Consider the following 14,879-nt stretch of genomic DNA (forward strand, 5'->3'; position numbering starts at 1 on the left):
TTCTTATTTTATTGTATTTTTATATTATTCATTATTTTCTACTTCTTCTTTTATCTCTTCTTTTTTTGCATTTCTTTCCAATCTTTCCTCAATATATCTAATTTCTCGAATATCTGCATTGGTTATTGGATGAATAGGAACTGCAAAACATTTTATTTCTTTACTTATCGATATTTCATATGTGCCGATTTCTTTTGCCTTATTTATTATTTCCTGTTTATCAAATCCTATAAGTGGCCTAAGTATTGGGAGCTCCACACCTTCACTAATCACAGCAAGATTTTTTAAAGTTTGAGATGCAACCTGTCCCAAATTATCTCCATTCACTATGGCATGACAATTATTTTCTTTTGCATATTTTTCTGCGATTTTTAACATTGTTTTTTTACAGAACACACAGGCATATTTTTCTCGATTTATTTTCTTTAAATTGCTAACTATATTTTTTAATTCCTCTTTATAATCTACAACAATCAATTCAGAATTACAATCATAATCATTTAATACGCCACATAATTTTTTAGTTTTTTCGAGTCCTTCTTCGGATAATTTCATATGTAAAAATACAGCATTGCAGCCCCTTTTAATAATATAATAGGATGCTACGGAACTATCTATCCCATCAGACAATAAAACCAACACTTTTCCCTGTGTTCCAACAGGTATTCCACCAATTCCCCTAATTTTTTTTGTAAATATCATTGCATTATCCATTAACTCAATATTTAACAATATATCTGGATTTTTTAAATCTACTTTTAAATTTATAGGGCTGTCTTCATATCGTAATGCTATGGAGCTCCCAATATGGGCACTTAATTCCATTGAATTCATTTTAAATTTTTTCTTAACTCTCTGGGTTTTTACGGCAAATGTAATAATATCTTTTGTTTTGTTTGTTTCAGTATTAATTTCTTTATCAAATACTTCTATTGCCAATTTTTCAATTTCATTTATATCTAAATTACATTCCAAAATTGGACTGTATGATACAATACCAGATATTTTGCCCAATAATTCTAGAGATTTATCTAAATTATCCTTATTTATGGTCAATAATAATCTTGTATGTAATATATCGACCTCCGAATAAATATTATATTTTTTAAGTGTATTTTTAATATTTTCTTTAAGGGTTTGTTCAAATCTTTTTCTTGTCCCTCTTGCCTTTGTTCCAATCTCGCCATATCTTACTATTACTTTAATAATATTATTATTATCAATATCTTCATTATTATTATTCAATTTTTCACCTGATATATTTTATATATTATATAGGAGTATAGTTATATATAATATATATAAATATAATATATTATCCATATAGCCTGTGAAAATATAAACGAAACCTTTATAAATAAGTGAAAGAATGATTAATATAAAAGAATTGAAAAAACATTGTGACCCATCATATCTAACAATTAGAAATGATAAAATAATAATCAATAATAAAAGATTAGCGAGACTATCAAAGGACAAAATAGAACAAATTGAACAAGAATTCAACATTCCAATAATTTATTCTAGGAAATATGAAGAGATATCTCAAAGAATAGGCAGATATATTTCAAAACACCAAATAATTAGCCCAAAAGACCATATCATAGTTGGTTTAAGTGGTGGAAAAGATAGTTTAGCATTATTGCACTTATTAGAGCCATATAGGCGAAAATATGGGATAAAAATATATGCTATAACAGTGGATTTGAATATTGAAAATAATAGGCCATGGAGTGAAACAAATAAAAACATGGACAAAGTAATAAACCATTGTAAAAATCTGAATATCCCCCACAAAATAATAGGTTATGACCAAGATGTAGTTCAAATGTCTAAAATATTATCGGAGAATACAAAGGGAATAGAATATTCCCCATGTTTTTCATGCTCTGTGGTTAGGCGACATGTATTAACTAACTTTGCCAGAGAGCTCTTTGAAAAAGAAATCCAAAAAGATGAAAAAATAGACGAGAACAAAATAAAAATATGTTTTGGCCATACCTTGGAGGATAATTCAGATACAATATTGGCGAATATCTTAAAGGGGGATGTTATACGAACCCTTGAACCATTGAAACGATTCCACAATTCTGAATTTGACTATGGTAAATTCAAAGTTAAATTGCAGGATTGCATATTAATAAGACCTCTATTGAGTGTATCTGAAAAAGATATACTAAAGGCGCTTAATGAATGTGATTTAGATTATTACCATGACAAGAATGAATGTCCATATAGTAGGGAAAATGGAGACGGCATTAGGAAAAAATGTCATGAAGTTCTTGGAGCCCTTGAAAAAGATGTAAAAAATATAAGGGAGATGGTAATTTCTTCCGCATTAAGCACTATTGAACACTATAAAAAGGAAAAATAAAAATAAGTAATAATTAATATAAAATAAGGTGAAAAAATGGATATATCAAAGATAGATTTAAAAGCAGATGAAAAAGCAGTAACCAAATCAATTTTTAAAGCCACATATGAAATGTGGATGGACAATCTTGAAGTAGATGTTGTAATAGTTGGAGGAGGACCTAGTGGATTAACAGCAGGTAGATACTTAGCAGATGCAGGAGTAAAAGTTTTAATTTTAGAAAGACATCTTTCCTTCGGAGGAGGAACCTGGGGAGGAGGTATGGGTTGCCCATACATCACAGTTCAAAGCCCAGCCGATGAAATATTAAGTGAAGTAGGAATAAAGTTAGAAGAAGGAGAAGATGGATTATTTGTTGCTGATTCCGTAGAAGTTCCGGCAAAACTGGGAACAGGAGCAATTGATGCAGGAGCAAAAGTTTTAACAGGAATTGTAGTTGAGGATGTAATATTAAAAGAAGGGAAAGTTTCAGGTGTGGTAATAAACTCCTATGCCATAAATAAAGCTGGACTTCACATCGACCCATTAACAATAAATGCAAAATATGTTATTGATGCTACTGGACATGACGCATCAGTTGCCTGCACCCTTGCTAGAAAAAACGAAGATTTAGGACTCGTAATTCCAGGAGAGAAATCACTTTGGGCTGACGAGGGTGAAAATGGATTATTGAAATATACAAAAGAATTATTCCCGGGATTATTTGTCTGCGGAATGGCATCAAATGCAACCCATGGCGGATATAGAATGGGAGCTGTATTCGGAGGAATGTATATTTCTGGAAAAATAGTAGCTGACATGATTTTAGAAAAATTGAAAAATGAATAAATTTATTTGCAAATATAAATTATAAATTATTTTTTTATCTCTTTAATTTTTTATATTGTTATATTATTTCATTTTTAATCTGGTATAATCTGATATTATGGACAATTTACAAATTAGAAAAATAAATAAAAAAGAAGATTTAATAAGAGTTTCGGAAATAGAAAAAAATTCTTTTGAATATAGTTATCCATTCTCGTTATTATATTCTTTATATAATTCATTCCCAAATGGATTTATGGTGGCCGAAAATAAAAAAAATAGTTATATCGTTGGATATATCATTGCTACAATAGAGTGGGGAAATGGTCATATAGTATCTATTGCTACGGATTCCAAATATCGGAACAGAGGCGTTGGAGGAATTTTATTGGGTAGTATAGAAAATTATTTATTTAAAAAATATAATGTAAAAAATATAATTCTTGAAGTGAGATTTGACAATACAAATGCACGAAAATTTTATTATAAACGGGGATATTTCGATAAAAGGTTAGTAAAAGATTATTATGATGATGGTTCTGATGCCATATTAATGGTAAAGAAAAATCCAAATATTGTAAATAATGACCCCATAATTGTAAATATGTGGTAATATGAAGAATAATAATAAAAATAACAATAAAATAAAAATAACAATTTACTCTCCTAATTATTATACATATGGGGCCATGGTAATAGGCGGAGCTCTCCAAAAATCCAACACAAAATATAATATAAAATTAATCAAAAATATTGATGATAATAATTTAAAATTACTTTTAAAGTCTGATTTTGTTCTTTTAAGTTTATATTCTACTTCTCAAATTATTGATGAAAATTTAAAAAATATTGTTAATTTTATAAAACGAAAATCAAAAAACACAAAGATATTTGTTGGAGGTCCTGTGTCGGCATATCCTGAAATTATATTGGGGGAGCTCCCTGTTGATGGCGTAATAATTGGGGAAGGAGAATTGATAACACCAAATATAATTGAAGGTAGTAAAGAAGGTCTTGCATATCGAGACATAAATAATAATGAAATTATAATAAATACTCCCAAATTAAAAAAATTGGAAACATTGCATGCCGATTTACTTATACCAAATAATATAGCAAATCAAAGCATAAGGGGGGCAAATGTTTATATTGAAACCCATAGGGGTTGCATAGGAAATTGCACATTTTGTCAAGTGCCTAAATTTTTTGGAAAAGAAATAAGAAGCAAACCATTAGATGAAGTGCTAAATGAAGTAAAACAGTTCAAAAAAAGAGGGGTTAAAAGAATAGCAATAAGTGGGGGGACTGGAAGCCTATATAACTTTAAAAAAGAAGTAAATAAATCTATGTTTATTGAATTATTAGAAGAAGTTTCAAATATAATTGGAGCTAAAAATTTATCTGTTCCAGATATGAGGGTGGATTATGTTGATGAAGATACTTTAAATGCCATTAAAAAATATACTATCGGTTGGGTTTTTTTTGGGCTAGAAAGTGGTAGCGACAATATCTTAAAAAGTATGAAAAAAGGAGTAAGCGTAAAAAAGAATTTAAATTCCATAGAGTTAGCAAAACAGTGCAGCGTTAAAGTAGGTGGTAGTTTTATTGTGGGAGCTCCCAACGAAAAAGAAATTGACCACCTACTTACAAAGGATTTTATTGTTGATGCCGAGCTTGATGATATATTTGTATCCATGGCAGAGCCTATCCCAAAAACAGAGTTATGCAACTTGGTATTGGACACAGATATTAAAAATAATCCGTCGTTTAAACCCCACAACGGACAGTACAAAAAATTAAATTTAACAGAGGGTGAAGCCCGATGTTTTGATTTAATGCTACATTCTGAAAACTGGAAATCTAATCCAAACATGATAACAAAACAACTATATTCTATATTATTAAATGAATCTAAAAAAGATGGAAAAAATATAAGAAACATTACAGAGCTAATATTTAAATATGATAAATATTTAATATAATAAGCTTTATTATTTTTTAGTATTATATTATTTATTTTAAAATATATTTTTCTATTTTTTTATGATAATTTAACTATAATGAATAATAATAAAATAAGTAAATAATTATGTAAAAAATAATTTATAAAAATTTACAAATTTTGGTGAGACAATGAAAAAAAGAGTAGAAGCGAACCCATTTAGAAAAATACCTACAATATTATATGCGGATGAACTATTAGACAAAGCACATAATAGAGCTGAAAAAGTTGCAGGTGAGTTAAGAAAAACCACAAGAGGAGAAAGTTTATATAAATCGAGAATAATCGAAGAGCAAAAAATAAGAGCTACTACGGCCGTTATATCCGACTATTTATCAACCGTTGTAAAAAAAACTCCTTCCGTGGATAATTTAGACCCATTTTATAGGGAAATTCTTGAAATATTAATCGATACAGATGATTTTAAAAAATCTTTGGGGGCCCTAAACTGGGCATCAGATTTCTCCAAAAAATTAGGTTCTATGTATGGTAGAAGGGTACATAAAGCAGGGTCTGCAAGACATACTTCAATAATTAGAAAACAATTTAACGGTAGAATATCTTCTGTTGTAAAGCAAATTTATCCAAATTTAGCATGTATTGCAGTTGCAAGAGAAAAATTAAAGAATCTACCAACTGTTAAAGATATGCCTACGGTAGTTATAGCAGGATACCCCAATGTAGGAAAATCCACATTATTAAGAAAATTAACAAATGCAGAGCCTGAAATAAATGCATATCCATTCACAACAAAAGGATTAAATGTTGGTTATTCGGATTATGGAATACAATTTGTAGATACTCCCGGAGTATTGGATAGACCAATTTATGAGAGAAATGATATAGAGCTACATGCAGTTGTGGCTTTGAACTATCTCGCAGATTTAATTGTTTTTGTGATGGACCCAACAGAATATTGTGGTTATACCATTGAAGAGCAAATCAATTTAACAAACGAAATTGAAAAAACCTTCAAAGTGCCAATAATAATCATAATAAATAAAATAGATATTGAAGGATATGAAGAAAATCTTAAAATAGCAGAACGGGAATTAAGTAGTAAATTCGATATAATACGAGCATCAACTGAAAACGATATAAATATTGATGTAATTAAAAAAGAAATTATGAATAAAATAGATTTATAATTATTCATTATATTATTTAGTATATCCGGTGTATTATTTTTTATATTTTATTATATATTTATCTTTTTTATCGTTATCCTTTTAACTATGTCAGTTATGAACATCCAAACTATGGCATATGCCCAAATGAATACTGCCAACTTCCAACCTATTGGAGTCATAAATATACCATAAACAGCAATAATGGTTGCTATTATTTCTGTCCCAAATGTTCCGGCAAGTAATAATTTGTTTGGATATGGTTTTTTCCAGAAATGGTCTTTTATCCTTGTTACATACAGCGTTGAATGACCTGCAATTATAAGTTTTAAAAATATAAATGTCTGTATCTCGGGTCTGCTTAATGCCAATATAATATCTGCCACATAAAATATTAAAAATGAACTCACAACACCGGCAAAACCCAATACTGTCGATATTAGAAGTATTTTTTTCATATTCCAATTTACTGGTTCTTTCTGTTCTATGACATTATCATGGGCTATTGCCAGTATAGGTATATCATTTAAAATTGCAAGCAATACTATCATTAGGGCAGTTATGGGGTAGAAATTAAATATAATTATTGAAAATACCATAAAGAACAAAATTCTAATGGTTTCCGTTATTCTGTAAATAACATAACTTTCCATTCTTTGAAATATCCTTCTTGCTTCACGGATGGCATCTGTAACAACCAATATTCCAGGAGATAACAATACAATATCAGCGGCAGCTCTTGCGGCGTCTGTGCTTCCTGACACAGCCATACCACAGTTTGCCTTTTTAAGTGCGGGTGCATCATTTATGCCATCTCCTGTCATACCAACAAAATGCCCATTTTTTTGGAGAGTATCCACTATATTATATTTATGCTCTGGAAATACCCCCGAAAATCCATCTGCGTCATCTACAAGCTTTTTAATCTCAGATTCTTTTTTTATCTTTAAAAGCTTATTCATTGATATAATATTATCCCCTATTCCGAGCATTCTTGCTATATTTTTGGCTATGGCTATATGGTCTCCGGTTATCATTTTTATATGGATACCAAGATTTTTTATATTCCTAATAGCAAGTGATACATCTTCTCTTGGCGGGTCATATAATGGAATAATCCCAATAAAGTCCCATTCTTTACCTGTATTTACTGCTACACCCAATGCCCTGTATCCAGATTCTGCAAGTTTATCAACCGTGTCAAAAACTTTTTTCTTTAAATTTTCTTCCAAATTACATAATTCTGCGATTACTTGGGGAGCTCCTTTTGTAGTTCTAAATTTTAAATTGGTTTCAGTGTCGTCCATTACTTCTATTTCGGATTCTGCTCTCTTTATAATTGGATCAAATGGAATATAATTTAATAATTTATATTTTTTTAATTTTTCCTTTAAATTCAATTTTTTTAATTCCTCAAAGATTGCCAAATCAATAGCGTCCGCATCTTCTTCTTTTGATGCTAAGGAAGCATAAAATATTACATCTTCTTTTTTAAAATTATTAAATGGAATTAATTCACCACAGACAAGCTGATTTTTTGTTAAAGTTCCTGTTTTATCGGAGCATAACACATCAACACTCGCAAGCTCTTCAATTGCTACTAATTTTGTTACAACTACCTGTTTTTTTGCTAAATTTAGGGCCCCAATAGCCATAGTAATAGATAAAACAGCAGGCATTGCCACAGGAATTGCTGCCACAGCTAAGACCAGTGCAAATCTTAAAGTTTCAATCAAACTTTCATGCCGATATACTGAAACAATGAATATGACTGAAATCAATGTCACTGCAAGAATTATCAAATAATTTCCAACTGCCATAATCATTTTCTGGAATGAACTTACAGTTTTTGCACCCTCAACTAATTTTACAGTTTTTCCAAAATATGTGTTTATCCCAGTATTCTTAACAACTCCCATTACTTCTCCTTTTTTTACAATCGAACCGGAATAAACAATGTCACCAATTTTTCTTTCATTTGGAAGAGATTCGCCTGTTAATGCAGATTCATCCACTGTAATACATCCTTCCTTAATTATTACCATGTCAGCAGGCATGACATCTCCAATTTTCACTCGTATTATGTCGCCTGGAACAAGTTCCTTTGCTGAAATGATTTTCCAGGAATTGGCCCTAAGAACTTTTGCCTTTAATACCATTTTCTGTTTCAAAACATCTATAACATTTTGTGCCTTATGTTCTTCCCAGAATCCAATAATTCCATTTACTAAAAGAAGTGCCATTATTATTCCAAATTCAGCCCAATCTTTAACAATTGCTGATAAAATTGCTGCTACTTCAATCATCCATGGAATTGGCCCCCAAAAATAAGATAAAAATTTTAATATTGGGTTTATTTTTTTTCCTAAAATTTTATTATATCCATATTGTTTTAATCTATTTTTAGCTTCCTCATCGGATAAACCTATTTCCTTTGAAGTATTTAATGAATTCAACAACTCATTTATATCCTTCTTTTCCTCCATTTTCCCGCCTCACAAATTAAATAAATTTAATTGTTGTTTGTTTTTAATGTTTTATATAATATAACATTAAAAAGTTTATTATAATTTATAAATAATGGTGTGTTCGAAAAGTCAAAATCCGAGGAATTTATTTTGATAAATCAGAAAACTAGCTGATTTAACCGATATTTAATATTATATATATTTGCAGTATTTTTATGTAAAAAGTTCTTGAATATTCCATAATTAAATATTAAAAAATTAAATCATGATTTATATTCTAAAAAAGTTTTTAATTCTTTTTAATATTAAAAATTAATATAAATATATGGATTAAGTTTTATAAAAAAAATAAAAAATAAAGAATTTAATTTAGTTAGATTATTTAATTGGAACAAACATTGAACCTCTTGTAGCTCCCATACCTGGGCTACCGTGTTGAACAACTTTTCTTGATGGAGCAAATTCTCCCAAGAATCTTCCAATTGCTTCTTCAACTAATTTTACTTCGATAAATTCTTTACCATTGTAGATTCCAAAAGGAAGTCCTATCATTTCAGGAGTAATTACGAAATCTCTGCAATGTGTTCTGATTGTTCTTGGGTCTTTACCCCTATTTGCCAATCTTCTTGCTTTTTTGATTTTCATTACTAATTTCCTTTGTTTAGGGGTAATTCCTTTTTTCATGCTTCTTCTCTGTCTAGCTGGAACTATTTCCATGAACTTTTTAATAGGCATTTCTTGGAGCTCCCCTAATGTGAATCCTTTATATTTGAATTCCACTCTTCTTCTTGGTCCTACTTGTTTTCTATTTTGTTTTCTCTTACTTCTAGCAGAACCTTTTCCAGAAAACTTTTTTTGTTTTGCCATGGTTTCACCATAATTATATCAATGTTTTATGCATATTTAAATTAACTTAAATAATTAACTTAATTATCTTTTCCCGGTTCTTCTTGCAGCTATGTGCCCAACTTTTCTACCTGGTGAGGTATGTCTTGATATTGTTGTTGGTTTTCCTGCATGTTGCGTATTTCCCCCTCCAAATGGGTGATCTACGGCGTTCATTGCAACACCTCTAACTCTTGGCCACAACACAGCTTTTGCTTTCATAGCATGGTATTTTTTACCTGCTTTTGTGATAGGTTTTTCTTTTCTACCTCCACCAGCAACTACTCCAATTGTAGCCCTACACATAGGGTTCAATGTTTTCATGTGTCCGGACGGTAATTTAATTATTGTTTTACTTACATCATGAGTTATAACATGAGCATAACAACCACCAGACCTTACTAACTTCCCGCCGTCTCCAGGGATTGTTTCAATATTATATACTGGAATACCTTCTGGAACTTCCCCTAATGGTAAAACATTTCCAGGTTTTATTTCAGCACTTATTCCACATTCGATTGTATCTTTAATCTTCATACCTTCTGGAATTAAAATTAATCTTTCTTCTCCATTGTCATATCTTACTCTTGCAATTGGGGAGCTCCTTCCAGGGTCGTGGAGTATGTCGATTATTGTTCCAATAATTTTATCCTTTCTTTCGGATTCATCGAATTTCCTATATTTTACCGCTCCCTTTCTTTTATGGGTTGGTGAGGTATATCTAGGAGTTCCTTTACCTCTATTTTGGGATTGTAATCGCTTACCCATTATATCACCTAATTAAGTGTATTAATGTGTTTTATGGTATATTTTTTATCTGGTTATTATAATCCATAAATCCAAATATATTAAATATATATTTAATATATTCCTAAATTAGCAGCTACTTCTCCTGCATCGTATTCATCTTTTAACTTGATGTATGCCTTTTTCTTACCTTTTGGAGTAATTAATGTGTTTAAGTCTTTAACTTCTACATCAAATAACTCTTTAACGGCATTTTTTACATCAGTTTTTGTAGCCTTTTTATCAATATAAAATACCAATTTATTTTCCTCTTCAATGAGTTTCATTGTTTTCTCACTGATAATTGGCATTTTAATAACATCGAAAGCATCCACGCCATTCACCTCAATGGATATACTTATATTATTATCGTAGTAATTTTTTGACTATATAATTAAAATCTTTTGTTTATTTCTTCAACAGCTGATTCAGTCCAAAGTGTTAATCTTCCAGAATCTGCACCAGGTGCTATATGCATTACCCCTAAATCATTGGCAGATATTACATCTACTCCAGGAAGATTTTTCGAAGCTTTAACTGCATCACATGCACCACTTACAACAACCAAAACACTTTTTGGTTTTCTGTATTTTCTTCCTCTTAATTTACCAATTCCAGACCTAATTTTTATTCCGTCTTTTGCTCTTTGAACATCCCCATCTAAACCTAAGTTTTTGAATGTCTCCAATACTTCTTTTGTTTTTTTGAGGGATTCGAAATCATCAGATACAATTAATGGAACTGATGGAACAGTCTCAACAACATGTCCTCTGTTTTTTACCATTTCAATGTTGGCTGATGCCGCTATTGCACTAGCTAATGCTTTTAATCTTTCTTTTTTGTTTACTCTTTCATGAAGAATCTTTTCAACTTTTGGAGGGTGACATCTTCTTCCACCAACTGCTTGTGGAACAAAAGCTCCCGCTCCTTGTCCTGTTCTTTGAACTCTTGCTCTACCATGTCCTTTACCGATTGATTTCGCAGAAGTCCTTTTACCTGCCATTAGGTCTACTCCTTTTGGCTGTAATCTTGCAGTAAATGATGATAAGAATGCCCTCTTAATTAAATCAGGTCTGTATTCTGTTTCAAATACCGCAGATAATTCGGTTTCTCCTTTTTCGGAACCGTCCATGTTATAAACTTTAACTTTCATTATAACACCCATCCGTGTTTATTGTGTATTTAACTACATCTATATTATATTGTTATATTTCATTATTGGGCATAAATAATCCAAATATGCCATTTATTTACAATAATTCATATTTGTGATATATGGGTAACATATGATTTATAATCCCATGATATCATAAATTCTTGATTAGTTTCCTTGTTTAGATTCTGTGCTCACATATGTAAGTTCTGGCAATCCAAATTTGTCTTCAGGGTTTCTTATTGCTTCCCTTAATACAACCATTCTTTTTGCAGGTCCTTGAACTGAACCTTTAACTAAAACATAGTTGTTTTTAACAACTCCGTAATTTAAAAATCCTCCTTTTGGAACAATTTCTGAACCATTTTCTCCGATTTTTAATATTCTTTTGTTGTATTCTGTTCTTTGGTGGAATCCTACTTGTCCAGCCATTGGCACAGTCCACATGATTCTTTTTGGTGTCCATGGTCCAATAGAACCTGTATGTCTTCCAACCCCTTTGTTTTGGTGTTTTCCAAACTGAATTTTAATTCCCCATCTTTTAACAGGTCCTTGGAATCCTTTACCTTTTGTGATAGCTACTGTATCAATGAACTCTCCGCCGGTGAAAACATCATTTATTGATAATTTTTTACCAATAATATCCTTAGCATAAGCTATTATATCGGAAATATTCTTTCCACCGATTTTTATTTCAATGATTTCTGGCTTTTTCTTTGGTAAATTTGTATCTTTTGGATTTGTATGAACAATTGCCCTAACTTCTACAATTTTATCAGCTACTTCGTCCAATTTTTCAGTATTTGCTTTTGGTTCCTTAGGTAAATTGATTTTCCTACCTAATTCTTTATCAAATGAATCAGCCCAAACTTCCGTTAATGCCTTTAAACCTTTTGTATCTTTTCCATAAGCTCTGATACCTGCTATTGTGATATCAGGTGCTTCCATCACGGTAACAGGAGTAAATACATCCTGATCAGCATTTGGACTTTTAGGATTATTTTCTTTGTATAAAGCATGAGTTGTTCCTGCCTTATATACTGGGAATGCCAATAATTTAACAGTTTCTCTTTCTGGCCATGACCTAATTTTTGGAACAGGTCTTTTTGCTCTTTTTCTTGGACTAAATGCCAAAGAACCTCTACGAGGTCTGTTTCTTTTCATACCCATGGTATTACCTCCTGAAATGATTTATTGGTTGTAATTTGATATATAATTCCCACGGCCATAACTATAAAATAGGCACGGCCGCAGGTATCAATATACAGATAGTTGTTTAATTTTTATAAATAATTAATTTCAGTAATTGAAATTAAAATATATTAAAAAAAATAAACCTGTCGATAGCATTCGCTTTTTCAGGTTTCGACATAATGCCTTATCATAGTTATGTATTGTAGTATATATACTTAACCATCTCATAATTATTATAGTATATAGTATTTAAATAATATTGCGATAACAATTTTAATAATAACTTAAACAAACAACAAAACAGAAGGGAGCTCCATGGAAAATCAAAATCAAAATTTATTAAAATACTTTGAAGAAAAAGATAAATATAGAGAAAACTCTTTAAAATTATCTCGTGAAATTGTAAGAGAATGCGGAATAACAATAAGACACATACATAAAAAAGATAATAATATATCATTTGACAATTTGATAAATAAATTGGATAAATTAGCCGAATTGGTAAAAAATAACAGCGATTTAAACAAATATATAAATACACCACAACAAGAATTTGTTGAGGCCATTGTATTTTATAATATAACCTATAAAAATAATATATTAAGTTATTCGGATTTTAAAGATACAACTAAAAACATAAATATAAACATAAAGCCAGAAAATTATCTATTGGGTTTATGTGATGTCATTGGAGAATTAAGACGAATGATATTGGAAAATATTAAAAATGACAATATTAAAAATGCTGAAAAATATTATAAATTTATGGAAGAATTATATGATTTTATAATGTTATTTGATTGCTATAATATTGTAGATGGTTTAAGAAGAAAACAGGATGTATCTCGAAGCCTGTTGGAGAAAACTAATGGCGATTTGGTTTATTTTATTGAAAATATAAAATTAAGAGAGATATTAAAAAACAGACAATAAGATAAATAATAAAAAGTGATACAATGAAAAAGGAGCTCCTAACAATATACTTAAAAGGAATATGTATGGGCATTGCAGATATAATTCCAGGAGTTTCTGGTGGCACCATTGCATTAATTACGGGCATATATGATAGATTAATTACGGGAATAAGCAATATTAATATTAAATTCATACCACATATATTAAAAAAAGAATATGGCGAAGCAAAAAAACATATTGATAAAATAGATTTTAAATTATTTATTCCATTGGTTTTAGGTATTGGCACTTCTTTTATGATTATGTCTAATTTAATTCATTATCTATTAGAAAATTATGTTGCCATTACCTATTCATTCTTTTTTGGATTAATATTGGCATCTGCCTTAATATTATTTAAAGAGGTAAAAAAATTATCCATTAAAATTATTCCAATATTTATTGTTGGTTTTTTGTTTGCTTTCTCTGTTGTGGGTTCTGAATATATTCAATTGGGGCATTCTCTACCTATTTTATTTGCTTCCGGAGCTCTGGCAATTTGTGCCATGATATTGCCGGGAATTTCGGGGGCATTTATATTATTATTTTTAAATCAATATAGTTATATAATATCATTAATTAATGGATTGCAAATTACGGAGCTCCTTGTTTTTGGTGCCGGCGGTATTGCGGGATTATTTTCATTTTCTAGATTTTTGTCCTACATATTACATAACCACAGAAGTGCCACAATGTTATTTTTAACGGGTTTAATGCTGGGGGCCCTTAGATTTCCATATCAAAATATAGTTGAAAATATCAATACTGCAAATCCGTTATTCCTTGGAATTTCCTTAATTTGCGGATTTTTAATAGTAATGATTATGGAGGGAGGATTTAATAAAAATAAAATATAAATATAAATATATAATTTTTTATTAAAAAATTATATTAAAATATATATAAATTAATAGATATATTTTCTTAAAAAAATAAAATGGACTGAGCGGGATTTGAACCCGCGGCTTCCGCATAGCCAATGCGGCACTCTCCCAAGCTGAGCTATCAGCCCAATATAATATATACAATATATAGAGTTAAAAAGTAAAAAGTAATATATATAGTTTATGGTGTGGAGCTCCAATACCAACACCAAAATTATAGTTAATCTTCAAAAACTGTCCCTAAT

General features: G+C 30.1%; 14 protein-coding genes and 1 tRNA gene. 7 read left to right on the forward strand and 8 right to left on the reverse strand.

Features of this window, described 5'->3' with window-relative positions:
• Nucleotides 1–24 precede the first annotated feature (24 nt).
• Nucleotides 25–1,245, reverse strand: a complete 1,221-nt coding sequence (gene thiI, locus MAEO_RS03985) for a tRNA uracil 4-sulfurtransferase ThiI (protein ID WP_011973511.1) — start codon at nt 1,243–1,245, stop codon at nt 25–27.
• Between the two features lie 124 nt (nt 1,246–1,369).
• Here thiI and MAEO_RS03990 point away from each other — a divergent pair, with 124 nt between their 5' ends.
• The 5 genes from MAEO_RS03990 (at nt 1,370) to MAEO_RS04010 (ending at nt 6,331) form a co-directional block, all read left to right on the forward strand.
• Nucleotides 1,370–2,374 (forward strand): tRNA lysidine(34) synthetase, encoded by a 1,005-nt coding sequence (locus MAEO_RS03990; protein WP_011973512.1) that lies wholly within the window; start codon nt 1,370–1,372, stop codon nt 2,372–2,374.
• 36 nt (nt 2,375–2,410) lie between these two features.
• On the forward strand, nt 2,411–3,202 hold the full coding sequence (locus MAEO_RS03995) for a sulfide-dependent adenosine diphosphate thiazole synthase (RefSeq protein WP_011973513.1): 792 nt from the start codon (nt 2,411–2,413) through the stop codon (nt 3,200–3,202).
• A gap of 97 nt (nt 3,203–3,299) precedes the next feature.
• Nucleotides 3,300–3,794, forward strand: a complete 495-nt coding sequence (rimI, locus tag MAEO_RS04000) for a ribosomal protein S18-alanine N-acetyltransferase (RefSeq protein ID WP_011973514.1) — start codon at nt 3,300–3,302, stop codon at nt 3,792–3,794.
• A gap of 1 nt (nt 3,795) precedes the next feature.
• The gene (locus MAEO_RS04005) at nt 3,796–5,163 is read left to right on the forward strand and encodes a methyl-coenzyme M reductase glutamine C-methyltransferase (protein WP_011973515.1); all 1,368 of its coding nucleotides are present in this window, start codon (nt 3,796–3,798) and stop codon (nt 5,161–5,163) included.
• Nucleotides 5,164–5,314: 151 nt separating this feature from the next.
• Entirely contained in the window at nt 5,315–6,331 is a 1,017-nt protein-coding gene (locus MAEO_RS04010; RefSeq protein ID WP_011973516.1) for an NOG1 family protein, read from the forward strand.
• A gap of 50 nt (nt 6,332–6,381) precedes the next feature.
• On the opposite strand, the gene MAEO_RS04015 is transcribed toward MAEO_RS04010, so the two are convergent.
• The 6 genes from MAEO_RS04015 to MAEO_RS04040 form a co-directional block, all read right to left on the reverse strand.
• Nucleotides 6,382–8,796: a plasma-membrane proton-efflux P-type ATPase gene (locus MAEO_RS04015; RefSeq protein WP_011973517.1), complete on the reverse strand. Its 2,415-nt coding sequence runs from the start codon at nt 8,794–8,796 to the stop codon at nt 6,382–6,384.
• A gap of 360 nt (nt 8,797–9,156) precedes the next feature.
• Complete coding sequence (locus MAEO_RS04020; RefSeq protein ID WP_011973518.1) at nt 9,157–9,645, reverse strand: 30S ribosomal protein S19; 489 nt, start codon at nt 9,643–9,645, stop codon at nt 9,157–9,159.
• Nucleotides 9,646–9,708: 63 nt separating this feature from the next.
• Nucleotides 9,709–10,431 (reverse strand): 50S ribosomal protein L2, encoded by a 723-nt coding sequence (locus MAEO_RS04025; RefSeq protein WP_011973519.1) that lies wholly within the window; start codon nt 10,429–10,431, stop codon nt 9,709–9,711.
• Between the two features lie 92 nt (nt 10,432–10,523).
• Entirely contained in the window at nt 10,524–10,784 is a 261-nt protein-coding gene (locus MAEO_RS04030; protein WP_011973520.1) for a 50S ribosomal protein L23, read from the reverse strand.
• A 59-nt stretch (nt 10,785–10,843) separates the two neighbouring features.
• A complete protein-coding gene (gene rpl4p / locus MAEO_RS04035; protein ID WP_011973521.1) occupies nt 10,844–11,602 on the reverse strand; it encodes a 50S ribosomal protein L4 in 759 nt (252 codons plus the stop codon).
• A 168-nt stretch (nt 11,603–11,770) separates the two neighbouring features.
• Entirely contained in the window at nt 11,771–12,772 is a 1,002-nt protein-coding gene (locus tag MAEO_RS04040; RefSeq protein ID WP_011973522.1) for a 50S ribosomal protein L3, read from the reverse strand.
• Nucleotides 12,773–13,111: 339 nt separating this feature from the next.
• Here MAEO_RS04040 and MAEO_RS04045 point away from each other — a divergent pair, with 339 nt between their 5' ends.
• Both MAEO_RS04045 and MAEO_RS04050 read left to right on the forward strand, forming a co-directional pair.
• Nucleotides 13,112–13,729 (forward strand): translin family protein, encoded by a 618-nt coding sequence (locus tag MAEO_RS04045; RefSeq protein WP_011973523.1) that lies wholly within the window; start codon nt 13,112–13,114, stop codon nt 13,727–13,729.
• 23 nt (nt 13,730–13,752) lie between these two features.
• Nucleotides 13,753–14,607 (forward strand): DUF368 domain-containing protein, encoded by an 855-nt coding sequence (locus MAEO_RS04050; RefSeq protein WP_011973524.1) that lies wholly within the window; start codon nt 13,753–13,755, stop codon nt 14,605–14,607.
• A gap of 81 nt (nt 14,608–14,688) precedes the next feature.
• On the opposite strand, the gene MAEO_RS04055 is transcribed toward MAEO_RS04050, so the two are convergent.
• Nucleotides 14,689–14,762, reverse strand: a tRNA-Ala gene (locus MAEO_RS04055).
• Nucleotides 14,763–14,879 lie beyond the last annotated feature (117 nt).

Origin of the sequence: Methanococcus aeolicus Nankai-3, from assembly GCF_000017185.1 — an archaeon.
Classification (GTDB): domain Archaea; phylum AGJL01; class Methanococci; order Methanococcales; family Methanococcaceae; genus Methanofervidicoccus; species Methanofervidicoccus aeolicus.

Bases quoted from the DNA above. Each gene is read 5' to 3' on its own strand.
- MAEO_RS04040 (WP_011973522.1), bottom strand. From the start codon at position 12,772: ATGGGTATGAAAAGAAACAGACCTCGTAGAGGTTCTTTGGCATTTAGT.
- MAEO_RS04020 (WP_011973518.1), bottom strand. From the start codon at position 9,645: ATGGCAAAACAAAAAAAGTTTTCTGGAAAAGGTTCTGCTAGAAGTAAG.
- MAEO_RS04045 (WP_011973523.1), top strand. From the start codon at position 13,112: ATGGAAAATCAAAATCAAAATTTATTAAAATACTTTGAAGAAAAAGAT.
- MAEO_RS04050 (WP_011973524.1), top strand. From the start codon at position 13,753: ATGAAAAAGGAGCTCCTAACAATATACTTAAAAGGAATATGTATGGGC.
- MAEO_RS04010 (WP_011973516.1), top strand. From the start codon at position 5,315: ATGAAAAAAAGAGTAGAAGCGAACCCATTTAGAAAAATACCTACAATA.
- rpl4p (WP_011973521.1), bottom strand. From the start codon at position 11,602: ATGAAAGTTAAAGTTTATAACATGGACGGTTCCGAAAAAGGAGAAACC.
- MAEO_RS03990 (WP_011973512.1), top strand. From the start codon at position 1,370: ATGATTAATATAAAAGAATTGAAAAAACATTGTGACCCATCATATCTA.
- MAEO_RS04005 (WP_011973515.1), top strand. From the start codon at position 3,796: ATGAAGAATAATAATAAAAATAACAATAAAATAAAAATAACAATTTAC.
- MAEO_RS04015 (WP_011973517.1), bottom strand. From the start codon at position 8,796: ATGGAGGAAAAGAAGGATATAAATGAGTTGTTGAATTCATTAAATACT.
- rimI (WP_011973514.1), top strand. From the start codon at position 3,300: ATGGACAATTTACAAATTAGAAAAATAAATAAAAAAGAAGATTTAATA.
- MAEO_RS04025 (WP_011973519.1), bottom strand. From the start codon at position 10,431: ATGGGTAAGCGATTACAATCCCAAAATAGAGGTAAAGGAACTCCTAGA.
- MAEO_RS03995 (WP_011973513.1), top strand. From the start codon at position 2,411: ATGGATATATCAAAGATAGATTTAAAAGCAGATGAAAAAGCAGTAACC.